The following is a 22,520-nucleotide window of genomic DNA, read 5'->3' as shown; positions in this document are numbered from 1 at the left end:
CCGCCGGCTCACGAAGCGGCCTCCACCGCCGCCTCGTAGCCGAGCTTGCGGGCGTCGGAGTGGTCCGCCAGATAGGAATCCGCGTCCGCGGCCACCTCGAACGGCAGCAGCCGGGAGTTCGCGGACAAGCCGGGGTCGAGCACCCAGGTCGCGGCGGACGCGAACATCCGGGTCCCGTACTTCGCGTCCGGGACATAGGCGGCACGTACGTCCCCGTCGTGGGCGGCGATCTGCCGCAGTAGGCAGGTGGGAGTCGCCGCGACCCCGGTCGACTTCTGACCGCTGAACCACACTTCCGAGGCGGTGAGCGGTTCCTTGACCTGCTGGTGACAGACCGGGTCCTGGCCGCTGAGCATGCTCGGGGATGCCGTGCTCCTGCTTGCGGCGTCGTACGAGGCGCCGTAGATCTTGCGGAGATAGCTGTCGTTGACGAACTTGTCGAGGTCCAGGTTCTTGACCGAGCCGAGGTCCTTGAGGAAGGGCAGGTCCTTGGAGAGCGCGTCGACCAGCTGGGGTTTGATGGTCGGGTCGAAGGTCACCAGGCCGCTCGGCCCGTTGTAGAGGTAGACCACCTCAGGTTCGATTCCCGTGACCTTGGCGACCTGCTGGGCGGCGGCCAGCGGGTTCTTGTTGAGGTAGTCCGCGGTGTCGCGGACCGATTCCAGGAAGGCCCGCATCACTTCGGGGTGATCGTCGGCGAACGCCTTGCGGGAGACGACGGCGTGGAACGTCGGGACGCCGTTGGATCCGCCGTCGTAGAGCAGCTTGCCCTGTTTGCGGAACACCATCAGCTGCGGCCAGGGCACGAACTGGGACAGCGCGGCGACCTGTTTGCCCTCCAGCGCCGAGGCGCCGACCGCCGGTTCCTGGTTGAGCAGCTTGACGTCGTCCGGGCTCAGTCCGTTCTTCCGCAGGGCGTTCACGAGCATTCCGTGGGCGGCCGAACCGACACTGGTGGACAGGACCTTGCCGCGCAGATCGGTCAGCTTCTGTGCCGGGGAGTCCTTCGGCACGACGACCTGGTTGAGCGATCCGCGGAGGTTGTAGCCGGTGACCGCGACCAGCTCCGACCTGGCGTCGGGGAACTCGGCGGTCTTGGAACCGTTGACGAGGACCGGGTAGTCGCCCATGGAGCCGATGTCCACCTTGCCGGCGATCATCTGGGCGGTCAGCGGCGGTCCTGACGGGAAGTCCTGCCAGACGACCTTGTAGTGCACTCCCGAGGTCTTGCCGATGGCGTTCAGCTTGCGTTCGAAGGTGCCGCGGGCGTGCAGCAGGGTGCCCGCGGTGACGGTGTTGATGGTCTTGGACTGGTAGCCGATGTTGACCACCACGGTCGAGGAGCCGCCGGCCGAGGTCTCGGTACCGCAGGCACTGACGCCGAGCCCCAGTACGGCGGCTACGGCGAGCAACGGCCGGCGGCGGACCCGCGACAGGACCGAGGGGCGTGGGACGGGATGCGGAAAGGGATACATGTCAGGCTCCGCTCACCGCAGCAGGAAGGGGATGTCGACCGTGACCGCGTCGACCGGGCAGCGGGCCGCGCAGGGACCGCAGTACCAGCACTCGTCGACGTGCATGTACGCCTTGCCGGTCTCGGGGTGGATGGCCAGTGAGTCCAGCGGGCACATGTCCACGCAGAGGGTGCATCCGTCGATGCACTTGGATTCGTCGATGGTGACCGGTACGTCGACCCGGTTGGATGCGTGCGCCATCAGTGGTCTCCTTCAGCCTGTCGCGGTGTCGGTGGTCGGGGATTCGGTGAGGTCCGTACGAGCGTCGGACAGGCCCATGCGGGCGAAGGCGCGGACATCGGCGTCCACGTCGGCGACGGCTTCCTCGAGCGCCGCCCGGACCTCCGGGCGGCCCGTAGCCAGGCCCCCGAGGGCGCGGACGGCGGCCTTGCGCACATCGAGGTTGGTGTCCCGGGTCGCGGCGATCAGCGGCTCGACCGCCTCCTGGGGGTCGGCCACCGCCAGCGCTGCCGCCGCCCCCTGGCGGATCTGCCAGGCGGGGTCGGCCAGAGCCGTACGGGCCAGGGCCGCCGCCTGCTCGGTGCAGCCGGTGTGGGCCATGGCGGACAGGGCCGCGGCCCGGACCAGGACGTCGGAGTCCTCGGCGAGGCGGATCAGGGTGGCGGCGCCGCGCGGGTCTCCGACGGCGGCCAGTCCCCGGGCCACGGCGAGACGTACGGCGGCGGCCGGATCACTGGCGGCGGCCGCCAGCGCGTCCAGTGCGTCCAGGGAGACGAGCCCCAGCACGGTCTCGCAGCGCACGGCCTCGTCCGGGTCGGTCAGCAGGGCGGTCAACTCGTCGACCGTGCACAGCCGGTGACGCCACAGGGCGACCACCGCGGCGCCCCGGACGTCGGGGTCAGGGTGTCCGCACGCCTCGCGCAGCGACTGTGTGAAACGTTCGCCGGGCACCAGCACCTCCCGCAGTTCGCCGAGCAGTTCGATGGCGGCACGGCGGACGGTTGGATCCGGGTCCAGCAGGGCAGCGGCGAAGACCGCCGACGGCTCCTCCCAGGATTCCGCCGCCTCACTGAGCACGGTCAGCGCGGTGCGGCGCACATCGGGGTCGGCGTCGGTGAGGAACTCCGCCAGCTCGTCGGTGGTCGGGATCTCCTCGGCGAGTTCGAGGAGCGCCAGGATGCGGTGGGGGCCGCCCTGCGCGGGCGTAGCGCTGGTCATCCCCACACCGCCGCCAGGTCGGCACCGGTCGGGGCGGGCACGTCCGGCACCCCGTCGGGGCGGGTGAAGCCGGGCACCGGCACGATGTACGGCGCCACCGGCCGGGTCAGCGTCTCCATCTCGCCCGTCTCCCCCGCGCCCGCCGCGCGGCTCTTGCGCAGGTTCAGATGCCGGAACCAGTTCGCGTCGTCCTGCTCGGGCCAGTCGGCGCGCTGGTGGTACAGGCCCCAGCGGCTTTCCGTACGGGCCAGTGAGGCGCGCGCGGCCATCTCGGCGCAGTCCCGGATGAAGGTGACCTCCGCGCAGCGCATCAGCTCGTGCGGAGTGCGGGCCCCCATGCCGGCGATCTCGCGGCTCATCCGCCCGAACGCCTCCAGACCGAGGGTCAGGTAGCGCTCGGTCTTGGGCGGCTGGAGGTAGTCGTTGACGAACCGGCGGAGCTTGTACTCCACCTGCGGCTGAGGCGGTCCGTCCGGGTTTGACAGCGGCCGGTAGATCAGTTCGTGCGCCGCCGTGATCTGGTCCTCGGGCAGCGCGGGGCGGCCGGCGGAGGCGGCGAAGCCGCTGGCGTGTTCGCCGGCGATGTCCCCGTAGACGAAGGCGCCGATCATGTAGTTGTGCGGTACGCAGGCCATGTCCCCGGCGGCGTACAGGCCCGGCACCGTGGTGGCGGCGTGTTCGTCGACCCAGACGCCCGAGGCGGAGTGGCCGCTGCACAGTCCGATCTCCGAGACGTGCATCTCGATGTCGCGGGTGCGGTAGTCGTGGCCGCGGCCTTCGTGGAAGGTGCCGCGGGTGGGCCGCTCGGTGGTGTGCAGGATGCCCTCGATCTGGTTGATCGTGGCGTCCGGCAGATGGCTGAGCTTGAGGTAGATGGGGCCGCGGGCGCTGTCCAGTTCGCGCTTGACCTCGGCCATCATCTGGCCGGACCAGTAGTCGCAGTCGACGAAGCGGTTGCCGTCGGCGTTGACCGTGTAGCCCCCGAAGGGGTTGGCGACGTAGGCGCACGCCGGCCCGTTGTAGTCCTTGATGAGCGGGTTGATCTGGAAGCACTCGATACCGGACAGTTCCGCGCCCGCGTGGTACGCCATCGCGTAGCCGTCGCCGGCGTTGGTGGGGTTCTCGTAGGTGCCGTACAGATAGCCGCTGGCCGGAAGGCCGAGGCGTCCGCAGGCCCCGGCGGCCAGGATCACCGCGCCGGCCGAGATGGTGACGAATTCCCCGGACCGGGTGTCGAACCCCACCGCGCCGACCGCCCGGCCGTCCACGGTGAGGACCCGCACCGGCATGATCCGGTTCTCGATCGTGACCCGGGAGCGCACGTGGCGGGCGCGCAGCGTGCGGTACAGGACCTTCTTGACGTCGCGGCCCTCGGGCATGGGCAGCACATAGCTGCCCGAGCGGTGCACCTTGCGCACGGCGTACTCGTTGTGTTCGTCCTTCTCGAACTTGACGCCGTAGCCCTCCAGCCGCTGCACCATGCCGAAGCCGCGGGTCGCGGTCTCGTAGATGGTGCGCTGGTTGACGATGCCGTCGTTGGCGAGGGTGATGTCGGCGACGTAGTCCTCGGGGGTCGCCTTGCCCGGAACGACGGCGTTGTTCACCCCGTCCATGCCCATGGCCAGGGCACCGGAGTGACGTACGTGTGCTTTCTCCAGCAGGAGTACGTCCGCGCCGTTCGCCGCCGCGGTGAGGGCCGCCATGGTGCCGGCGGTACCCCCGCCGACGATGAGAACGTCGCAGGTGAACTCGCGGCGTTGAGACTGAGGTGGGATCTGCACGGAGGTCAGCCCCTTTCGGTGGAAGGGTGGTTCAGCAGCGGGTCGGGGGTGCGGTGGAGCCAGCCGGCCAGGGACATCCGGTCGCCGCGGAATCGGACGAATTCGAGATCGATCGGCCGGCCCGCGTGGGTGTAGGTCAGCCGTTCGAGGAACAGCAGGGGAAAGCCGTCCGCCACGCGCAGCAGGCCGGCGACGGTACGGTCGGCGGCGATCGCCTCTATGGACAGGGCGGCGGCGCCCAGGGGGAGCCCCAGTTCGCGTTCGAGCAGCCCGAAGACGTCGTGCCGCGCCAGGTCCATCTCCAGCAGGGGCCGGCCGATGTCCGCGGGAAGGTAACTGGCGTCCAGCGACAGGGGCTGACCGTCGAGCAGCCGCACCCGCTCCAGGGCGACCACTTCGGAGCCGGGGGCGAGTTCAAGGCGCTCGGCGACGGTGGGTGTGGCGGGCACGGTGTCCGCCAGCAGCACCTGGTTGACCACGCGGTCGCAGCCGGTGTCGAAGCTCTCCGCGAGTCCGCGCAGCCGGTCCAGGCCCTGTACGGCCTTTCCCGACACGACGAACGTTCCGACCCCGGGAATCCGGTCGACCAGGCCCTCGATGCGCAACAGCGCGAGGACGTCCCGGACGATGTTGCGGCTGGCCCCCAGTTCCGCGGCCAGCTCCGCCTCGGAGGGCAACGGCCGGGTTCCGTATACGCCGGTGAGGATGCGGGTGCGCAGCACGTCCCGAATCCGCCGTACCGGTGCGACACGGCTACCTGAACCTCTGCCACCTGCGGCGATCGCTGTCATGGCCGGAATGCTGCGGATGCCGTGTTACGCCGGCCGGATGCCGCAATTACGCATCGGTTACGCCAAGCTCATCCCTACCCGCACCCTCCTGACCTGGGAGAACGGGCGTGAGTGAGCCGTTACCGCCAGGGCTGCGGGCTCCGGGAGGGCTTGCGGGCGCCCGGCGGGCAGGGGTTCCGGCGCGGCAAACGCCACGGGCGCTGCCCGGCAACCGTCACGCACGTCTCAGTCCACGGGTGCGACGGTGGCCGTCGCTCACGCGGGCGTCCGTCCTTGCCCGCTACCTGCGGGAAATCAGAGTCAGCAGGGTGGCCGCCGACCCCACCGGGGGCGTCTCCCGCAGCCAGACGGCCCGGAACCGCCGTCGCAGCAGGGCGGGTTCCTCCAGCGGCACGCTGATCAGCCGACGGTCGTCGAGTTCGGCGGATACGGCGAGACGGCTCAGCACGGCGGGTGCGTAGCCCGTGGACACGGCCGACTTGATCGCAGTGGTGGAACCCAGTTCCGCCGCGGGCGGCGCGGGTTCCTCGCGGCTCGCCGACTGAGGGGGGACACGTCCGGCGGCACTGGCCGAGACCGTGGCGGGAGGGGTCCGATCCGAAGACACAGGAGGAGCGGGAGCGTCGAGTACATGCGGGGACAGGACCGTTCCCGCCGAACGGCGAAGGATCTCCCATACGGCGTCGCGCGTGCCCGAGCCCTGTTCGCGCACGATCAAGGGAGTGGCCGCCAGTGTCCGCAGCGGCAGCGGCTGTCTGCGTCTGGCCCACGGGTGCCCCGGCGCGACCACCACGACCAGTTCGTCGTGGGCGATGGTGCGGCTGCGGAGTCCGTCCGGCGCGTGCGGTCCCTCGACGAAACCGAGGTCGGCCTCCCGGTCGCGCACCATGTCGGCAACCTGCGAGGAATTGCCGACCCGCAGGGCGACCTTGACCTCGGGGAGCCTGGTGCGCAGGGCCATCAGCCACCCCGGCACCCGGTGGTCAGCGATGGTCATCGACGCGGCGATCCGCAGCCGGCCCTGCTGATCCGCGTGGAGCGCCGCGACGCCACTGACCAGCGCCCGGGCCGCGTCGAGCACGGGGAGCGCCCAGTCCACGACGGCGGTCCCGGCCGGGGTGAGGCGTGATCCGGTGGGGCCGCGTTCGAGCAGCACCAGCCGCAGCTGCCGTTCCAGCGCTGTGATGCGCATGCTCGCCGCCGGCTGGCTCATCCCGTGCCGCGCGGCGGCCCGTCCGAGACTGCCGGTCTGGGCGACGGAGACCAGCAGGTCCAGCACTTTGAGTTCCGGTGTCCCCGGCGGAAGGCCCATCAGCACTGCTTATGACCTCCTCTGAAACGGGGTTCTACCGGAGACCGGCGGGACCCGGCGATCGTGCAGGTGCAGATCGCCATTGAGCTGCAGGAAGGGAGAGGTCATGGAATCGTCCCACGCCCTGCCGGTCAAGCCGCAGCCACGCGTGCTCGCCGGTACGAGGCGCGCCGGGCGCGCGTCGGGTGCCGTACTGCCGGGACTTGCGGTGGCGGTGGCGGTCGCGCTGCCGGCCGTCTGGCTGGGCCGTCTCGTCCCGACCGTGGGCGGCCCGGTGTTCGGGATCGTGGTGGGTGCTCTCGCCGGAGCCCTGCTGAGACGGATGGCCCCCCACGGAACGGCCGAGCGTCTGCACCCCGGGTTCGCGGTCGTGGGCAGACAGGTCCTGCAGGCGTCCATCATCGTGCTCGGGACCGGGCTCTCGCTGAGTGACGTGGCGCGAGTCGGAGTGGGGTCACTGCCGGTCATGCTGGGCACGCTGGCCGTGGCGCTGCTCGGTGCCTGGGCCGTCGGCGGACTGCTGGGTGTCCACCCCGAGACCGGGCTGCTCATCGGAGTCGGCACGGGCGTCTGCGGAGCCTCGGCGATCGCCGCGGTGACCGCCGCCGTCGGCGCCGCCGAGGCCCGTGTCGCCTATGCCCTCGGCACCATCTTCACCTTCAACATCGCCGCCGTTGTCCTGTTTCCCCCGCTGGGCCATCTTCTCGGGATGTCGCAGGAGGCGTTCGGGCTGTGGAGCGGCACCGCGATCAACGACACGTCCTCGGTCGTCGCCACCTCCTACAGCTACGGAACCGAGGCCGGGCAGTACGCGGTGGTGGTCAAACTGACCCGCAGTCTCATGATCGTGCCGATCTGTGTGGCCCTGGTGCTGTGGCGGTCCTTCGGCCAGCGAGCCCGGGGCGCCCGGCAGGACGAGAGCGCGGGCAGGCGGATCTGGCGCGCGTTCCCCGTGTTCATCGTGGGATTCCTGCTCGCATCAGCCACCGCCACATACGACGTCATCCCGGCTTCATGGAAGCCGACATTGCCCGTGATCAGTACGTTTCTGATCACTCTGGCCCTGTCGGGGATCGGTCTGTCACTGAAGTTCTCCAAACTTCGCGAGGCGGGTCCGCGGCCGCTCCTGCTGGGTGCGATCCTCTGGGCCGCCGTCGCCGCGACCGGCGTCGGTCTCCAGTCGATCACCGGGCGGCTCTGAGCCCAGCACGCACCGGGGACGCCTGCTTGACGACATCCCCGCCGGCCTCCACGTGCCCAGCGACCGAGATCCAGGCCATTCACGTGCCGATCGCCCCACCAGGAAACGCGCGGTGAGCTGTCCCATGCGCGGTGGGCCAGCAGGCACAGAGTGACGCAGGTGGTCTGCACCACCGTCCCTGCTGCGTCCTCGTCGTTCTTGCTGGCGTCGGCGGACCCTGAGGTATGGAAGTGTGTCGGGTTGCAGCCCGGCCAGTTCTTTCCGAAGGGTCGGGTTTCGGCGGGTGCTCGGCCGAGAGCTGAGCGGGACCGGCCGCGCCCGGTACGGCAGCAGGGCCCGGACCGCGCGTCGCGGTCCGGGCCCTGCCTCGTGCGGTGCCGCCCTGCGGCGGCGGTACGTCAGTTCTGTGCGGTGTCGTCGCCCGCCTGCGTGGCGCCCTCAGCTGCTCCTGTCTTCTCGCGCATCTTGCGCACCAGCTCCGCCTTCTGGTCGGCTGCACCCTGACGGTCGAGGTTGCGGTGCGGACCGTTGTTCTGCCGCTCGGCGCGGGACAGCTTCTTGCGCTGGCCGCCGCCCATGCCCACGGGGTTGTTGATGTTCTTGCTCACGGTCACGGGTTCTCCCGGTAATGATGTGAAGTGCTCTACGGATTCATCGGTGAGGGACGGCCAGCGACGTCGAAGGACGTCAGCAGGGGCCCATCACGCTCTCACTCGTAAATCGGCGTCTGGAAGAACATGGCCAAGACGTTACCCGGCTCCTTCGGCCCCGCACACCAAGTTTTTCCCCGTCCCGGCGTCGGCCGGGCCTTCGGCGATCGCCCGAGGTCAGCCGCTTCCTTCCAGTCAGCCCTCACCTCATGGAGCCCCGTCAGATGAGGGCGAGCCAGCGGGGGTTCTGCAGCTTCATTCCTGTCACGCTCTTATCACGGACGCCCCTATGATTGGGGGTCGATGGATACCGTTCTGACCAGGTTGAAGACCTCTCGGGCGGCATATCGCTTGAGGCAGCGGATGATCTCACGGCGGGTCTTGCCCTCCTGGGCGCGGCGTTCGTAGTACGCCTGAGTGCGCGGGTCGTGGCGCAGCCGAGTGAACACAATGCGGTGCAGGGCGGCGTTGGCCTGCCGGTCGCCGCCATGGTTGAGGCGACGCGAAGTCCGGCGGCCCGAGGAGTACTCGATGGGACTGACTCCGCACAGAGCGGCGAAGGACGCCTCGGTGTTCAGCCGCTCGGGGTGGTCTCCCATGGTGATCAGCAAGGTGACGGCGCTGTCCGGGCCGATGCCCACCGGTGAGCCTCCGCCAACTTGAAGTCGCAGGTCAAAGGGCTGATGTGACCGGTTCTCGGGTGCTCACGCTGGTCGGCGGCGACTGTCTGCGGAGTAGATCATCTGTCAGCGGTTGACTTCGAGGTTCGTCAGAACGAGCAGGGCGCGCAGGAGGGGGGTCGCGTGGGCGGGGTCGGTTCGGAGCTTGGTGAGGGGCCGCCAGTTCTTGAGGTGGGCGAAGCCATGCTCGACCGGTGCCCGTCCGATGGCGAGGACGCGGTCGGCGGTCTTCTGGCCTGGGGTGAGCTTGTGGGTGCGGCTGGCGTGGAAGCCGGTGACGATCACGGGGTCGCGTACGTCGTTGTCCAGGCCGCGGAAGCCGAGGTCCGCGAGGGCGCCGAGGCCGGCGGCGCGCAGGTGGGCCAGGATGTGGTCGTGGCGGGCTGCGGTGATGTCGTGGGTGCGGCCGGGCCGGGCGGCGGATATCCAGATCAGGCGGCCCTTCTCGTCTGTCAGGGCGAGGAAGTGCAGGCCGTGATGGTGGTGTCTGCCGGAGTAGTTCCGCCGGTCGGCCTTCCCGGTGCGGCGCTGGGTGGGGATGAGAGTGCCGTCGATCAGGACCACCTCCCGCCCTGTTTGGCGGCCTTCTTCAGGACGCGGTCCAGGCGCGGGGCCTGCGCGGCGAGCAGGGCGATCAGCTCGTCGCGCCATCGGCGGACGGTGGACTCGGAGACGCTGTTGCCGCCAGCCATGTCAGCCAGGCGCTGGTCGTGGCGCAGCACGGCCAGGACGATCACCGCGATCCGTCCGGGCGGCAGGACCCGCCACCTGGACCGTATCGCCTTCAGATGGCGCCGCAGCAGACCCGCGAGGTGGTTGACGGTCCGCGTGGACAGCGGCAGACGGCACTGGTAGACAAGCGGGCAGGTGCCCTCGGCGCGTTCTTTGGTTTCGTCACACAATTCCAACGGCCGCCGGGGGCACCGTGGTTACGTTCGTGCTGCACCATTCCGGGCTGCTCTTGTCGGGCTCGCCCCGAGCGCCGATTCCAGTCAGCAGGTCCGTGGGGTGTCGCCGTCCTGATCGGCCGAGTGAAGCAGTTCGATGACACGTTCCTCGTACCGGACGCGGGCCGGGGAGAAGTCGTACGGCATCTTGCCGATGGCCTCCATCGGGCTCATCCTCGCCTCGCCTTCCTCCTCGCCAGCGTGCTCGTCCTCCTGGTCCAGGAGGCCGTCGAGGGCCTCGTCCAGGCCGGATCTGTCGATGGTGGCTCCCAAGGCGGTCTCATGAGCACACCGCTGGGCAGCCAGGTCTTCGATGCGGGGGTCGTCGGGGGACATGGTGCCGTCCAAGGCCGCCTCGGCCTCGGCCAGGCGGTCTTCCTCGGCCCGCAGCTCGGGGTGGGTGGCCAGGACGATGAACCGGTTGGCCTGGACGGCGGCGCCCAGGGAGCCGAAGATACGCTCCGTGACCAGAAGGGTATCGAGATCGGCCGGGCGCAGGGACCCGGGCGGCAGATGAAGCAGGCGGCCACTGACCAGCGGTGAGAGCAGGCCCAGGGGGCTGCCCACCTCGCGGAGGCGGTGCACGGCGGCCCGCTGGGCTTCGATGGCGGCCGCCTTGGAGACGAGGGACTCCTCCAGTCGGGCCAGGGACTGCTCGATGCCGGTGGCGCCCTCAAAGCCGGCCCGGATGTCGTCCAGGGAGATACCCGCATCAGCCATCTTGCGGATCCACAGCAAGCGGATCATGTCGTCGTATGCGTAGCGGCGGCGGTCGTCGCTGCCGCGTTCCGGTTCGGCGAGGAGCCCGATGGCGTGGTAGTGGCGGATGGCGCGGGGTGTGGTCCCGGCGAACGCGGCGGCATCGCCGATCTTGACCCGGCGGGGAATCGCAGGAAGGGGCATGCGCGGGAACCTCTCAATGTCGTGCTCGCCGCCTACTGGACCACATGCCGCTACGGCACATGCAAACCCCGCTGCCGTAGGCGCGCCCCGCGCTCCCACACCATCAAGGGTCGTACGGATCGCTGCACGGGCAGAGGAAACGTCCCGGATAAGCAGACTTGGGAACAGAGCAGAGGTGGGGAATTCAGTCAATGAGTGCCATCAGGGCGGCAGCGTCCCTGGTCACAGGCGAGTGGTGAACCGGCCCTCGGGCAGTTTCCGAAGCCAGCCGCGGTCGGCCGGCCCGACCAGCTTCCCGCGCAACGGCTCCAGTCTGGCTCGCACGGTGACGTCGACGCTGGGCGTTCTCAGCGACATCGGCCCGCTGCGGGCCGGGGTCCTGTGGGCCGGGGTCCTCGCGATCGCCCTGCTCTTCGGCACGCGCAACCGGTTGACCGTCGCGGGCGTGGCGGTGGCCGTGCTGCCCACCACGCTGCAGGTGACGGTCCAGCTCACCCCCGCGGGCGTGGTTGTCCTGCTCCTGGTCCTGCTCAGCAGCGCGGTGCCCTTCCTCCGCGCGCGCCGGCGCCACTTCCAGTCAACCCCGCCGAGCGCGGCATAGCCGGCTCCGGGACCCCGGGCCGCACCCCGGATCGGCCCGGCGCTTCTGCCGGGCTTCCTGCTAGCCGGAGACTTCGCACATAGGGAGTTAGGTCCCCAGCCGGCGGGGTCGTGTCTCGTCGACGCCGAGGAGTTCAAGCAGGTGTGCTTGAACTCCTCGATTGATGAGGCTCACAGGTGCGTCGGTCACGCTGCCGGGGCGGAGAGTCAGGCTGGACAGCTGGCAGAAGATCATGCGGCCAGTGGGGCGGACGGCGCGGTTGTCGGGGTAGAGACCGCGCATGGTCTGCTCGGAGCCCAGGGCTTGGCGGACCTGGCGTCCGATCAGGCAGAACACCAGCAGGGCCAGGCAGATCACGGTGATCAGGGCAGCGATGCGGCGGTTGTGCTGCAAGAACACGGTGCGACGGCGAGCCGGCCCTTGAAGTCGTGGTAGCGGGCGTTCGACCAGCCCCTGCCCCTTGTAGCGCAGGAACACCTCCTGGGCGCTGGCCTGTTCGGGGCTCAGGTTGGTCAGCAACGCGTACCAGCCGTCGGCGGCGACCTGGGCGTCCAGCACATCCTTGTCGAAGTGCCAGGGCCGGGCGGCCGGTCTCGTCACTGAAATCCACCAACTTCCAATCCCTGAAAATCCCTGCTGGCCGGTTGGATCAAGGAAGTAGCTCTCGAACCCGCAGGTCAAGGAACTGGTCGCTGGCCCACTCTTGTCCACGAAGTACAAGGAATCGACCCGGGGCGGGCCGGCGGTGAACATCATCGAGCGCTGAGGGGACGGAGCCTGGTCCCGGGCCCGACTTTGACGCCGATCCTCACGACGGGCGACGCACCCGGGTGCTCCCGGGGTTCCGCCACCTCGGCCGATCCGATTTGTCGGATTCTCCCGTGGCGCGCACGCTGGACTGTGAGTGACACCACCGGCGCGAATCGGGCAGGAATGGCCACTTATGATCAGTCTCATGGTTACTACGGGTGGTCACCGGGTGCTGCGACAGCCACCATCAGCCTGGAGGGCGTGCTCACAGGGTGGAGCGAGGGCGCTCGGCGGCTGCTGGGCCACCGGGCCGGGGAGGTCGTCGGACGCGCGGCGGTCGGACTCCTCGCCGGTCCGGAGCCCCCCGACGCGGCCGGGCTCTCCCTGGCGGGCTCCCAGGAATGGAGCGGCACGGCGGCACTGCGGCACCGGGACGGCCACCTCGTCGAGCTGACCCTGCACGCCCATCCGTCGCTGGGCGGCGACGGCACCCCCCAGGGATTCGTAGTGACCGCCACCACGGGTCGCGAGTCGGAGCACGACCTGAGGATGGTGGAGTGGGCGTTCGCCCAGTCGTCGATCCCGCTGTCCACGTATGCCACCGCCTCGGGCTCATGGCAGCTGAACGCGGCCGCGGAGGGCGGTGAGCAGGAGGCCCCGACGGCCGCCGTCGAGGAGACGCGGGCGACCGACGGCAGGCAGGTGGCCGAGGACAATCCGTCGCCGGATTCCGCTCCCCTGGGCGACGCCTGCGCCGACAAGGGGTTCCTGGAATGCGTCCGCCTGGTCACCGAGGAAGCCCGGTCGATGCGCTACGAGCGCTTCGGCCGGGCTCAGCCCTCGGCTCGCCAGCGTGCCTGGATCATCGAGCTGTGGCCGGTCCGCGATCCCGCCACCGGTGAGGTGGTCGGCGTCGGCACCGCGACGTTCGACAGCAGTGAGCAGCGCTCCGCCCGCCAGCGGCTGGCCCTGCTGAAGGAGGCCGGCACCCGGATCGGTACGACCCTGAACGTCACACGGACCGCCGAGGAGCTCGCCGATCTGGTCGTTCCGCGGCTCGCCGACTTCGTCAGCGTGGACCTACTGGACTCCGTGCTGCTCGGAGAGGAACCGGTCCCCGGGCCCGTCGACGCGGCCGTGGTACTCCGCCGGGTCGCGCACCAGTCCGTCACCGCCGGCGGCGACACGCCCGAAGCCGCAGTCGACCTCGGAGAGGTCGACACCTATCCCCCGTACTCACCCCCTGCCCGTTCCCTGAGCAGCGGGCAATCCGTACTCAGCGGCATCGACGACCCCGACTTCGTCCGGTGGGTCACCGAGCACCGGATGAGGAGCACCCGGGTCCGGGAGTTCGGGCTCCACTCGCTCATGGCCACCCCGCTGCGGGCCCGGGGCATCACCCTCGGGGTGGCGGTCTTCGTGCGCGGAGAGGGCTCCGAGCCCTTCGAGCAGGACGATCTGCTGCTCGCCGAAGAACTCGCCGGCCGGGCGGCCGTGGGCGTGGACAACGCGCGCCGTTACACCCGCGAGCGCACCAACGCGCTCACCCTCCAGCGCAGTCTGCTGCCCCGTGATCTCCCCAGGCAGGCGGCCGTCGAGGTGGCGTACCGATATCTGCCGGCCGGTACGGGCGTGGGAGTGGGCGGCGACTGGTTCGACGTCATCCCCCTGTCAGGCACCCGGGTGGCCCTGGTCGTCGGCGACGTGGTCGGGCACGGCATCCACGCCTCCGCCACCATGGGGCAGCTGCGCACCGCGGTGCGCACCCTCGCCGACGTGGATCTGCCGCCCGATGAGCTCCTCACCCACCTCGACGACCTGGTCATCCACCTCACGTCGGACGACTCCGGCGTCAAGACCGGTCTGCGGGACACCACCGGTGAGATCGGGGCGACCTGCCTCTACGCCGTCTACGATCCGGTCTCCCGCGTCTGCACCCTCGCCAGTGCCGGCCACCTGCCGCCCGTCGTCCTGCTCCCCGACGGCGCGGTCAGCGTGGTCCAGCTGGCCCCCGGCCCGTTGCTGGGAGTCGGCGGTCTGCCCTTCGAGTCCACCGAGCTGGAACTGCCCGAGGGCAGTCTGCTGGCCTTCTACACGGACGGCCTGATCGAGGCACGCGATCGAGACGTCAGCCTCGGCCTGGATCGGCTGTGCGACGCCCTGGCCCACCCTGTTCCCTCACTGGAGGTCACCTGCGACGCCATCCTCAAGGCCCTGTTGCCCGACAGCCCACCCGACGACGTGGCCCTCCTCCTGGCGCGCACCCGAGCCCTGCACGCCGACCAGGTCGCCGCCTGGGCCCTGCCCGCCGATCCGGCGATCGTGGCCGACGCCCGGGCCCAGACCAGCCGTCAGCTCGCGGCCTGGGGGCTGGAGGACGCGGCGTTCGTCACCGAGCTGGTGGTGAGCGAGCTCGTCACCAACGCCATCCGCTACGGGGACGTACCGATCGGACTGCGGCTGATCCGGGACCGGACTCTGATCTGCGAGGTGTCCGACGCCAGCAGCACCGCCCCGCACCTGCGCCGTGCCCGCACCTACGACGAGGGCGGGCGGGGGCTGCACATGATCGCCCAGCTCACCCAGGGCTGGGGCACCCGCCAGACCACCATGGGCAAGACCATCTGGGCCGAACAACCCCTCCCGGCCAGCTGACCATGGCAGAGCACCCGGGCGTTCCGACGCCGCAGCGGCCCGCAGACACCGGCGGCCGGACCCACACGCTGGGGTTGCTCTACCCGCCGGCCGACCGGAATCGCGTTTACACGACGATGCAACTCGCCTTCATCGGCGGGGTGGCCGAGGCCGCCGCCGGCTACGGCTACGACCTGTTGCTCTCCCCGGCGGACACGGACGACGAGCCTTCGTTCCGGCGGATGGTGGGTGAAGGGCTGTGGCCGGACGGCCCGTGGCGGACGGGCGGCGAGGGGCGGGAAGGCGGGGAGCGGCCGTGTGCGGGCGTGCCACGCGTCGACGGCGTGATCGTCATGGAGGTCCGCCGGGAGGACGACCGGGTCGGCCATCTGGACGAGGCGGGCTTCCCGTTCGTCGCCATCGGCCGCAATCCCCGGGCTGACGCGGCCGGCTGGGTCGATCTGGACTTCGCGGGTCTGGCGAGTGCCTGCGTCCAGCACCTCGCCGACCTGGGGCACCGCAGGATCGCCTTCGTCAACCGGTCGGTGCGGCTCTTCTACAGCGGGTACGGGTTCGCGCGGCTCGGCGACGAGGGCTACACCGAGGCGATGACGAAACTGGGGCTCACCCCCCGTGCGTACCTCTGCGACGACGACATCGTCTCGGGGCAGGAGGTCGTGGAGCGGATCCTGCGGGACGATCCGGCGACCACCTCCCTGGTCACCCAGAACGAGGCGGCCCTGGAGGGCCTCTACCGCGGGCTGACCCGGCACGGCCGCAGCGTGCCGCGCGACTTCTCCGTCGTAGGTGTGGCGGCGAGCCCCTGGGCCGAGCAGGTGAGCCCGCCGCTGACCGCCGCCGACATACCCGCCAAGGAAATGAGCCGGGTGGCCGTCGACCTGCTGGTGGAGCGGCTGCGCTCCCCCGGCTCGGATCCCCGGCGCGTCCTGATGAAACCCCTGATCAGCCTGCGCGCCAGCACAGGCCGCTGCCGACCGGTGCCCGGTTCGGAACCCGAGCCGGAGTTTCCGGATTTTGACCTGGATTTCTGATACGTCACTTCTTGTACCCCGATCACGATCCTCGTGGAGCAGCCCATGTCCTACACGGTCGACCGCCGCGGCCTCCTGCGTACCGCGGGCGCGGGAGCGGCTGCCATCGGTCTTGGCGGGGCGCTGGCCTCCTGCGGCTCCGACGAGTCGGAAACGGTCACCCTCACCTGGTGGGACTACTTCACCCTGGACAACTTCCAGCCCGGGATGAACCGTCTCATCAGGGACGTCGAGGCCGGCGTCCCGAACGTCCGGATCCAGCGGCGGACCTTCCCGTTCGCGGAGCTCGACCGGCAGATCACCCTGGGCGCGATCTCCGGCGAGCGGCCCGACATCGCCATCGTGGACAACGTCGCCATGAACACCCTGGGGGGCAGCGATCTGCTGGCCGACCTCACCGGCAAGGTCGAGGCGTGGGGCCAGGCCGACCAGTACTACCAAGGCCCCTGGGACAGCTGCCGGATCGGCGGGAAGGTCCTGGGGATCCCCAACAACAGCAACTGCCTCGCCCTCTACTACAACACCCGGATGCTCGAGTCCGCCGGAGTGGAACCCCCCACCACCTGGGACGAGCTGGCCTCCGCGGCCGAGCGGCTGACCAGCGGGGACCGGTTCGGTCTGGCACTGAGCGCGATCAAGTCCGAGGAGGGCGTCTTCCAGTTCCTGCCGTTCCTGTGGCAGGCGGGCGGCGACCTGGACACCTTCGCCACCGACGGCGCGACGGCGCTGTCCTTCCTCCACGACCTGATCGCCAAGGGCTCGCTGTCGGAGAGTTGCGTGGGCTGGACCCAGCAGGACGTCAACACGCGGTTCATGAACCAGCGCGCCGCCCTGCAGATCAACGGGCCCTGGCAGATCCCCACCCTGAAGCAGGCGGACTTCGACTGGGGCGTCGTCGCCCTGCCCCGCGACCAGGAAGCCGCCACCTGCCTGGGCGGGGAGAACTGGGTCCTGATGGCGCAGAGCGAGAACCTGGACAAGGCGTGGGAGGTCCTGGAGTACACCCAGCGCCCGTCGGTGCTGGTGCCGTACCTGGTGTCGTTCGGCAACCTGCCCGCGCGCGAAGACCTCGCCGACCGGGGCGCCTGGGCGTCCGACCCGGCGCTGCGGCTCTTCCTCAGCCAGCTCCCCCTCGCCCGCCCACGGCAGTACGGACGCGGTTACGCCGACGCCTCGCAGGCCATCTCAGAGGCCGAGCAGGCCGTGCTGACCGGTTCCGCGTCCCCGTCCGCGGCGGCGAGGACCGCGGCCGCCAAGATCGACAAAGCACTGTCCGGCCGATGAGGCCACACCGGAGCAGGCCGCCGTCCTCCCGCCGCCGACGCGCAGGCTACCTGTTCTGCCTTCCGGGGATGACCTTCCTCGCCCTCTTCCTGGCCTACCCGCTGTTCTACAACGTCCGGACGTCCGTCCACGACGTGCGGTTGAGCCAACTGCTCGGCGGGAGCTGGCAGTTCAACGGTCTTGACAACTACCGGGCCGTGCTCGACGATCCGGCCTTCTGGCACTCCGTACGTCTCTCGGTGGTCTTCACCCTGGGATCGCTGGTGTTCCAGTTCTCCATCGGCTTCGCCCTGGCCCTGCTCTTCGCCCGCCCGTTCCCGCTGGGCGGCCTCCTGCGCTCCCTCCTCCTCGTGGCCTGGCTGCTGCCCCCGGTGGTCAGCGGCACCCTCTTCCGCTGGCTCCTCGACGCGGAGTCCGGCGCCTACAACGCCCTGCTGGAGGCGGTGGGCCTGGGCAGCCTCTCCCACGACTGGCTCACCGACCCGTCCACCTCACTCGCCGGAGTCGTCTTCGCCAACATCTGGGTCGGCGTGCCCTTCAACATGCTGCTGCTCCTGGTAGGCCTGCACACCATCGATCCCCAGTTGTACGAGGCCGCGGCCATCGACGGCGCGGGACCCTGGCAGCGCTTTCACCGGATCACCCTCCCGCTGATGCGGCCGGTCTCCGTCACCGTGCTGCTGCTCGGCCTCATCTACACATTCAAGGTCTTCGACACCGTCTTCGTGATGACGGGCGGCGGCCCTGTCGACTCCACCCGCGTGCTCCCCCTCTACGTGTACGAGGTTTTTTTCAAGTTCTTCCGGTTCGGGCAGGGGGCGGCCGCCGGCCTGCTGCTGCTCGTCGTACCACTGCTCGCGGGCGTCTTCTACGTACGACGGCTGCGGCGCGAGGAAACGACAGGGGGTGCCACGTGAAACCGCCCCGCCACCCCTGGTTGCTCACCGCGACCGCCGTGGTGATCACCGCGGCCTTCCTGCTGCCGGTGTACTGGATGGCCAAGACCAGCCTCACGCCGCCGGACCGGATCCTGGCACCGACCCCGCAGTGGGTCCCCTACCCGGTCACCGGCGAGAACTACTCGACGGCGCTGGGCTACGAGGGCCTGACCCGGGCCCTGTTCAACAGCCTGGTGATCTCCACCGGCGTGGTGGCGCTGACCATGCTCCTCGGTGTCCCGCTCGCCTACGCCCTCGCCCGGGTACGGATGCGGGGCTCGGGCAGCATGGTGCTCGCCCTGCTCGTCGCCCAACTGCCGCCCGCGATCGTGCTGGCCGCACCGCTGTTCATCCTCGAACGCCGGGTCGGTCTCGACGACACGTACGTGGGCCTGATCGCCGCCGACACCACGCTCACCCTCCCCTTCGCGGTGATCGTGCTGCGCCCGGTGCTGCGCGCGGTCTCCACCGAACTGGAGGAGGCCGCACTGGTCGACGGCTGCGGGCTGCCCGGCGTAGCGCTGCGCGTCGTCCTGCCGCTCACGGTGCCGGGACTGGTCGCGACGGCCGGGCTGTCCTTCCTGCTCGGCTGGGGCGAGTTCCTCTTCGGGCTCACACTCGCCGAGGAGCCCGGCGTCCAGCCCGTCACCGTCCTGCTCAACTCCTTCGTCGGCCGGCACGGCACGGCGTGGGGAGCCCTGATGGCGACCGCCACCCTCATCAGCATTCCGGTGGTCTGCGTCTTCGCGCTCTTCCAGCGCTTCATCGTCGGCGGCCTCACCGTCGGCAGCGTCAGGGGCTGACGATGCGCGCGCCCACCCACACCCCACTTCACGACCGGGAAAGCCATGTCCTCACTGCATCCCCGTGACCACACGGCGTACGTCGCCCCGCCGCCGACCCTGGTCCCCGCCGGGCCGGGCGCACTCGACCCGGTCGTCAGCGCCTCCGTCGCCCGCGCAGGCGCCGGCGGCGCGACCCTGGACGTACGCACCGCCGCCGGACGCACCGGCACACTCCGGCTGCGGCCCGCGACGGGCACGGCCGTACGCGTCACCCTGCGCATGGACGACGTCCCGACCGCGCCGCGGGCATCCCTCGTCACCGCGCCACACGCCGGCAGATGCATCATCGAACAGCCTCCGAACGCGGTGACCCTGCGGCTCGGGGCCCTGAGCGTGGAGGTGCGCCTGTCCCCGTTCTCGATGGAACTGACCGACCGCCACGGCCGGTCGCTGCGCCAGGTCACCGACGTACGAGACCCCAACGGCCGCCTGACCGTTCTCCCGCTCGGTGTCACCGAACTCACGGACGGCAGCCTCGCCCACCACGACAGCTGGACCGCCGAACCCGACGAGCATTTCTACGGCCTCGGTGAACGCTTCACCGGCCCGGACCTGCGCGGCCAGAGGGTCGAGTGCTGGGGCCAGGACGCCCTCGGCTCCACCGGCACCCGCTCCTACAAAGCGGTCCCGTTCCTGCTCTCCAGCCGTGGCTATGCCGTCCTGGTCGACACCACGACCGCGGCGACCTTCGACCTCGCGCACAGCAACACCGGCGCCTGGTCCATGACCGTCCCCGACGAGGTGCTCGACTACTGCCTGATCAGCGGCACCCCCGCCGAATGCCTGGCCGCCTACCGCGACCTGACCGCCCCCGCCCTGCTGCCTCCCAGATGGGCCTTCGGACCCTGGATCTCCGGCGGCTTCCGCCAGGACAGCGCGGCCGACGTCCGTGCGCGCGCCCGCCGGATCCGCGAGCACCGCTTCCCCTGCGACGTCCTGCACATCGACACGTACTGGCAGCCGCACGGCTCCTGGTCCGACATGAGCTGGGACACCGAGGCGTTCCCCGACCCCCGGGGGCTGGTGGAGGCACTGGCCGGGGAGGGCTTCCACGTCTCACTCTGGATGAACCCCCACATCGGCGTGGACAGTGCCCACTACGCGGAGGCGAACCGCAACGGCTGGTTCCTGCGCACCGCCTCCGGCTCCACATGGGTCGGGCAGGTCTGGGGCGGGGCGCATCCGGACACGGCCCTGCTGGACCTCACCCATCCCGGTGCGGTCGCCTGGTTCCGGGACCGCATCCGCCAGGTCATGGCCGGCGGGGCGTGCGTCCTCAAGACCGACTTCGGCGAGGCGGTCCCCGCCGACGCCGTCGCCCACAACGGCATGACCGGCGACCGCCTGCACAACCTCTACCCCCTCCTCTACAACGACCTGGTCGCCGAGGTCACCCGAGAGGCCACCGCGGACCACGGCCTGACCTGGGGCCGCTCCACCTGGACCGGAGGCCAGCGCCACGGCGCCAAGTGGACCGGCGACCCCAACGCCGACTGGCCGGACCTCGCCGCCACCCTCCGTGCCGGCCTCTCCCTCTCCCTCTCCGGCCACCCCTTCTGGAGCCACGACATCGGCGGCTTCCACGGCACACCGGACGCCGAACTCTTCGTGCGCTGGGCCCAGTTCGGTCTGCTGTCACCGCTCAGCCGCTTCCACGGCATGACCTCCCGATTGCCCTGGGACTTCGGCGAGGAGGCGTACGCGGCAGTGCTGCACGCGGCCCGCCTGCGGATGAGTCTGCTGCCCCACCTCCACGCGGCCGCGGTGGAGTCCGTACGCACCGGCGAGCCGCTGGCCCGCCCCATGGCCCTGGACCATCCGGACCGCCCCGACGCCCATGCCGCCGACCTCCAGTACCTGCTGGGCCCCGACCTGCTGGTCGCCCCGCTGTACGCGCCGGGCGGACGACGGCAGATCTGGTTCCCGCCCGGTGAATGGCTGCCGTACGCGGGTGGAGAACAGCCCGGAAAGCCGACCGGAGAGCAGCACGCGGGGCGGGGAGGCGAACCGGGCGCGAGAAAGAGCGGCGAGCCGGGCAACGCACCGGCCGGCGAACCGGTGGCCGGTCCGGCCTGGCATCGGGTGGAGCTCCCGCTCGCGACCGCCCCGCTCTGGCTACGGGCCGGAAGCCTGTTGCTGACCACCGCTCCGGCCGACCGCGCGGGCAGCGCCCCGTTCCCGGAGGTGACCGCCGTCTGGGTCCGCCCCCAGGCCGAGCCCTCCCGTACGGCCCGGGCTGTCCTGTGCGACGAGGACGGCCACCGGACCGTCATCACCGCCCGCCTGTCCGGGGACGACCGCCTGACCCTCCGCACGGAGGGCCCCGGCCGCCCGCGGCTGCGCGTCGCCCTCCCGGGCTTTCCCCACGGGGCCCTGACGGCCGAGGTGGACGGCGTACCGACCGAGGTGAGCCCGTGGCCCGGAGGCGAATGGTGACACCGGATGCGATCGAGGGCTCTTCAGACCCGCATACGGAAGACCCGCATACGCGACGGAGGCGAGCGAGTGTCGACGGCCACGGCTGCCTGGACGGGCAAACAATGAGCTGACTTCTCGCTCACCCGTGACCGGCATTGACGGAGGTCGATGGCGCCGACGGGTCAGTCGGTCAGGTTGCCCATCTTCCAGATGGTCATGGACTTGACGACACTGCCGTCGCCGAAGAGCCGCAGGCCGAGAGAGTCCTGCCGGAAGGGGTACGCGTGGGTGGTGATGGACTTGTGCGCGTTCGCGTATGCCTCGATCATCGAACGGTCCAGGAACACATCCAGTGACAACTCTCCGTCGGAGAGCGTCAGCGGACCCTTCTGGATGCCCGGGTTGGCGTCGACGCTGGAGTTGTTTCCGGATCGTGTTCTATCGACGCCCAGCTGTCCGGCTGGGGCGTCGTAGAACAGACGGGTCCGTTCTTCGTCCCCGGGGCTGCGCAGCACATCGAGTCCGAAGGTGTCGCCGGCTGGTCCGCCCAGACCAGGCTCGTTCTGGACAGAGGGCTGTCCACCGTTTGTCGAACGTTGCTGGTCTCAGCGCCGTCCGCCGGTTCGCCGGGAACCCATGTCGCGATGACCCACGGTCTGGGAAAGCGTGGTGTCGGCGCGCTGAGGCGCTGGGGTGCCGGTACCGGCAGCGGCAGTAGCTTGGCGAGTTCGGGGAGCCACCGGAACTCTCTGCTCAAAAGCGCGGGGGCTCGTTCGGTCATCGGCAGGCGACGGCCAGTTCGTCGCCCATTCGCCACAGTTGGTTGTCCCAGCCCGAGGGAACCGGCCGGATATCGAGGTCCGCCCGGTCCGGGTGCTGACCACGAACAAGATCACGGACAAAGGTCTCGTCGATGCCGACTCGTTCCACGTGTTCCTCCGAGCAGTAGTGCCGGGCTGAGAGCGTAAGAGGGCGAGGGCCCGCGCAGATTCCCTCTGCGCGGGCCCTCGCTGTGTGGGCTTCATCGGGCGGTTTCCGCA

The 22,520-nt window shown here is 70.3% G+C and carries 19 protein-coding genes and 3 pseudogenes; 8 read left to right on the top strand and 14 right to left on the bottom strand.

The window, feature by feature from the left end:
* Nucleotides 1-8: 8 nt before the first annotated feature.
* From ACFY9S_RS19635 to ACFY9S_RS19615, 5 genes and pseudogenes are all read right to left on the bottom strand, one after another.
* The gene (locus ACFY9S_RS19635; protein WP_391129994.1) at nt 9-1,475 is read right to left on the bottom strand and encodes an ABC transporter substrate-binding protein; all 1,467 of its coding nucleotides are present in this window, start codon (nt 1,473-1,475) and stop codon (nt 9-11) included.
* 12 nt (nt 1,476-1,487) lie between these two features.
* Complete coding sequence (locus ACFY9S_RS19630) at nt 1,488-1,715, bottom strand: ferredoxin family protein (RefSeq protein ID WP_053748154.1); 228 nt, start codon at nt 1,713-1,715, stop codon at nt 1,488-1,490.
* A 12-nt stretch (nt 1,716-1,727) separates the two neighbouring features.
* Nucleotides 1,728-4,474: pseudogene (locus ACFY9S_RS19625) on the bottom strand (fumarate reductase/succinate dehydrogenase flavoprotein subunit).
* Between the two features lie 5 nt (nt 4,475-4,479).
* Entirely contained in the window at nt 4,480-5,265 is a 786-nt protein-coding gene (locus ACFY9S_RS19620; RefSeq protein ID WP_391129991.1) for a UTRA domain-containing protein, read from the bottom strand.
* A gap of 280 nt (nt 5,266-5,545) precedes the next feature.
* Nucleotides 5,546-6,577, bottom strand: coding sequence for a LysR substrate-binding domain-containing protein (locus tag ACFY9S_RS19615; protein ID WP_391129988.1), 1,032 nt, complete (start codon nt 6,575-6,577; stop codon nt 5,546-5,548).
* Nucleotides 6,578-6,683: 106 nt separating this feature from the next.
* Between ACFY9S_RS19615 and ACFY9S_RS19610 the strand changes: the two genes are divergently transcribed.
* On the top strand, nt 6,684-7,778 hold the full coding sequence (locus ACFY9S_RS19610; RefSeq protein WP_391129985.1) for a putative sulfate exporter family transporter: 1,095 nt from the start codon (nt 6,684-6,686) through the stop codon (nt 7,776-7,778).
* Nucleotides 7,779-8,176: 398 nt separating this feature from the next.
* Here ACFY9S_RS19610 and ACFY9S_RS19605 read toward each other — a convergent pair whose 3' ends face one another.
* The 5 genes and pseudogenes from ACFY9S_RS19605 to ACFY9S_RS19585 all read right to left on the bottom strand — a co-directional run bounded on the left by ACFY9S_RS19605 (nt 8,177) and on the right by ACFY9S_RS19585 (nt 10,958).
* Nucleotides 8,177-8,392, bottom strand: coding sequence for a DUF6243 family protein (locus ACFY9S_RS19605; RefSeq protein WP_391129982.1), 216 nt, complete (start codon nt 8,390-8,392; stop codon nt 8,177-8,179).
* A gap of 323 nt (nt 8,393-8,715) precedes the next feature.
* A pseudogene (locus ACFY9S_RS19600) lies at nt 8,716-9,063 on the bottom strand (transposase); the annotation flags it as partial.
* A 111-nt stretch (nt 9,064-9,174) separates the two neighbouring features.
* Nucleotides 9,175-9,672, bottom strand: a complete 498-nt coding sequence (locus ACFY9S_RS19595; RefSeq protein WP_391129980.1) for a transposase family protein — start codon at nt 9,670-9,672, stop codon at nt 9,175-9,177.
* Nucleotides 9,663-10,016: a hypothetical protein gene (locus ACFY9S_RS19590; protein ID WP_391129978.1), complete on the bottom strand. Its 354-nt coding sequence runs from the start codon at nt 10,014-10,016 to the stop codon at nt 9,663-9,665. Before ACFY9S_RS19590 ends, ACFY9S_RS19595 begins: the two co-directional genes overlap by 10 nt.
* An 84-nt stretch (nt 10,017-10,100) precedes the next feature.
* Nucleotides 10,101-10,958 carry a MerR family DNA-binding transcriptional regulator gene (locus ACFY9S_RS19585; RefSeq protein ID WP_391129975.1) on the bottom strand — a complete coding sequence of 286 codons (858 nt, stop codon included), beginning with the start codon at nt 10,956-10,958 and terminating at the stop codon, nt 10,101-10,103.
* 325 nt (nt 10,959-11,283) lie between these two features.
* Between ACFY9S_RS19585 and ACFY9S_RS19580 the strand changes: the two genes are divergently transcribed.
* Nucleotides 11,284-11,559 carry a hypothetical protein gene (locus tag ACFY9S_RS19580; RefSeq protein ID WP_391129972.1) on the top strand — a complete coding sequence of 92 codons (276 nt, stop codon included), beginning with the start codon at nt 11,284-11,286 and terminating at the stop codon, nt 11,557-11,559.
* 87 nt (nt 11,560-11,646) lie between these two features.
* Here ACFY9S_RS19580 and ACFY9S_RS19575 read toward each other — a convergent pair whose 3' ends face one another.
* A complete protein-coding gene (locus tag ACFY9S_RS19575) occupies nt 11,647-12,159 on the bottom strand; it encodes a hypothetical protein (RefSeq protein WP_391129969.1) in 513 nt (170 codons plus the stop codon).
* Nucleotides 12,160-12,492: 333 nt separating this feature from the next.
* Between ACFY9S_RS19575 and ACFY9S_RS19570 the strand changes: the two genes are divergently transcribed.
* The 6 genes from ACFY9S_RS19570 to ACFY9S_RS19545 all read left to right on the top strand — a co-directional run bounded on the left by ACFY9S_RS19570 (nt 12,493) and on the right by ACFY9S_RS19545 (nt 21,498).
* The gene (locus tag ACFY9S_RS19570; protein ID WP_391129966.1) at nt 12,493-14,964 is read left to right on the top strand and encodes a SpoIIE family protein phosphatase; all 2,472 of its coding nucleotides are present in this window, start codon (nt 12,493-12,495) and stop codon (nt 14,962-14,964) included.
* 2 nt (nt 14,965-14,966) lie between these two features.
* Entirely contained in the window at nt 14,967-15,995 is a 1,029-nt protein-coding gene (locus ACFY9S_RS19565) for a substrate-binding domain-containing protein (protein ID WP_391129963.1), read from the top strand.
* Nucleotides 15,996-16,040: 45 nt separating this feature from the next.
* Nucleotides 16,041-17,279, top strand: coding sequence for an extracellular solute-binding protein (locus ACFY9S_RS19560; protein ID WP_391129960.1), 1,239 nt, complete (start codon nt 16,041-16,043; stop codon nt 17,277-17,279).
* Between the two features lie 68 nt (nt 17,280-17,347).
* On the top strand, nt 17,348-18,196 hold the full coding sequence (locus ACFY9S_RS19555; RefSeq protein WP_391129957.1) for an ABC transporter permease subunit: 849 nt from the start codon (nt 17,348-17,350) through the stop codon (nt 18,194-18,196).
* The gene (locus tag ACFY9S_RS19550; protein WP_391129954.1) at nt 18,193-19,020 is read left to right on the top strand and encodes an ABC transporter permease subunit; all 828 of its coding nucleotides are present in this window, start codon (nt 18,193-18,195) and stop codon (nt 19,018-19,020) included. Before ACFY9S_RS19555 ends, ACFY9S_RS19550 begins: the two co-directional genes overlap by 4 nt.
* 45 nt (nt 19,021-19,065) lie before the next feature.
* On the top strand, nt 19,066-21,498 hold the full coding sequence (locus ACFY9S_RS19545; protein WP_391129952.1) for a TIM-barrel domain-containing protein: 2,433 nt from the start codon (nt 19,066-19,068) through the stop codon (nt 21,496-21,498).
* A 164-nt stretch (nt 21,499-21,662) separates the two neighbouring features.
* On the opposite strand, the gene ACFY9S_RS19540 is transcribed toward ACFY9S_RS19545, so the two are convergent.
* The 3 genes and pseudogenes from ACFY9S_RS19540 to ACFY9S_RS19530 all read right to left on the bottom strand — a co-directional run bounded on the left by ACFY9S_RS19540 (nt 21,663) and on the right by ACFY9S_RS19530 (nt 22,410).
* Nucleotides 21,663-22,031 (bottom strand): GH32 C-terminal domain-containing protein, encoded by a 369-nt coding sequence (locus ACFY9S_RS19540; protein ID WP_391130415.1) that lies wholly within the window; start codon nt 22,029-22,031, stop codon nt 21,663-21,665.
* A gap of 119 nt (nt 22,032-22,150) precedes the next feature.
* Nucleotides 22,151-22,261: pseudogene (locus tag ACFY9S_RS19535) on the bottom strand (aminoglycoside phosphotransferase); the annotation flags it as partial.
* Nucleotides 22,258-22,410, bottom strand: a complete 153-nt coding sequence (locus ACFY9S_RS19530) for a hypothetical protein (RefSeq protein WP_391129949.1) — start codon at nt 22,408-22,410, stop codon at nt 22,258-22,260. The pseudogene ACFY9S_RS19535 and the gene ACFY9S_RS19530, both read right to left, overlap by 4 nt.
* Nucleotides 22,411-22,520 lie beyond the last annotated feature (110 nt).

It is taken from the genome of Streptomyces sp. NPDC012474 (genome assembly GCF_042955185.1).
In the GTDB taxonomy this organism is placed as follows: domain Bacteria; phylum Actinomycetota; class Actinomycetes; order Streptomycetales; family Streptomycetaceae; genus Streptomyces; species Streptomyces cahuitamycinicus.
This window is presented reverse-complemented; position numbering and strand designations above follow the sequence as displayed.

Coding starts and splice junctions, on each gene's coding strand:
- ACFY9S_RS19635 (WP_391129994.1), bottom strand. CDS start 1,475: ATGTATCCCTTTCCGCATCCCGTCCCACGCCCCTCGGTCCTGTCGCGG.
- ACFY9S_RS19630 (WP_053748154.1), bottom strand. CDS start 1,715: ATGGCGCACGCATCCAACCGGGTCGACGTACCGGTCACCATCGACGAA.
- ACFY9S_RS19620 (WP_391129991.1), bottom strand. CDS start 5,265: ATGACAGCGATCGCCGCAGGTGGCAGAGGTTCAGGTAGCCGTGTCGCA.
- ACFY9S_RS19615 (WP_391129988.1), bottom strand. CDS start 6,577: ATGGGCCTTCCGCCGGGGACACCGGAACTCAAAGTGCTGGACCTGCTG.
- ACFY9S_RS19610 (WP_391129985.1), top strand. CDS start 6,684: ATGGAATCGTCCCACGCCCTGCCGGTCAAGCCGCAGCCACGCGTGCTC.
- ACFY9S_RS19585 (WP_391129975.1), bottom strand. CDS start 10,958: ATGCCCCTTCCTGCGATTCCCCGCCGGGTCAAGATCGGCGATGCCGCC.
- ACFY9S_RS19570 (WP_391129966.1), top strand. CDS start 12,493: ATGGCCACTTATGATCAGTCTCATGGTTACTACGGGTGGTCACCGGGT.
- ACFY9S_RS19565 (WP_391129963.1), top strand. CDS start 14,967: ATGGCAGAGCACCCGGGCGTTCCGACGCCGCAGCGGCCCGCAGACACC.
- ACFY9S_RS19560 (WP_391129960.1), top strand. CDS start 16,041: ATGTCCTACACGGTCGACCGCCGCGGCCTCCTGCGTACCGCGGGCGCG.
- ACFY9S_RS19555 (WP_391129957.1), top strand. CDS start 17,348: ATGACCTTCCTCGCCCTCTTCCTGGCCTACCCGCTGTTCTACAACGTC.
- ACFY9S_RS19545 (WP_391129952.1), top strand. CDS start 19,066: ATGTCCTCACTGCATCCCCGTGACCACACGGCGTACGTCGCCCCGCCG.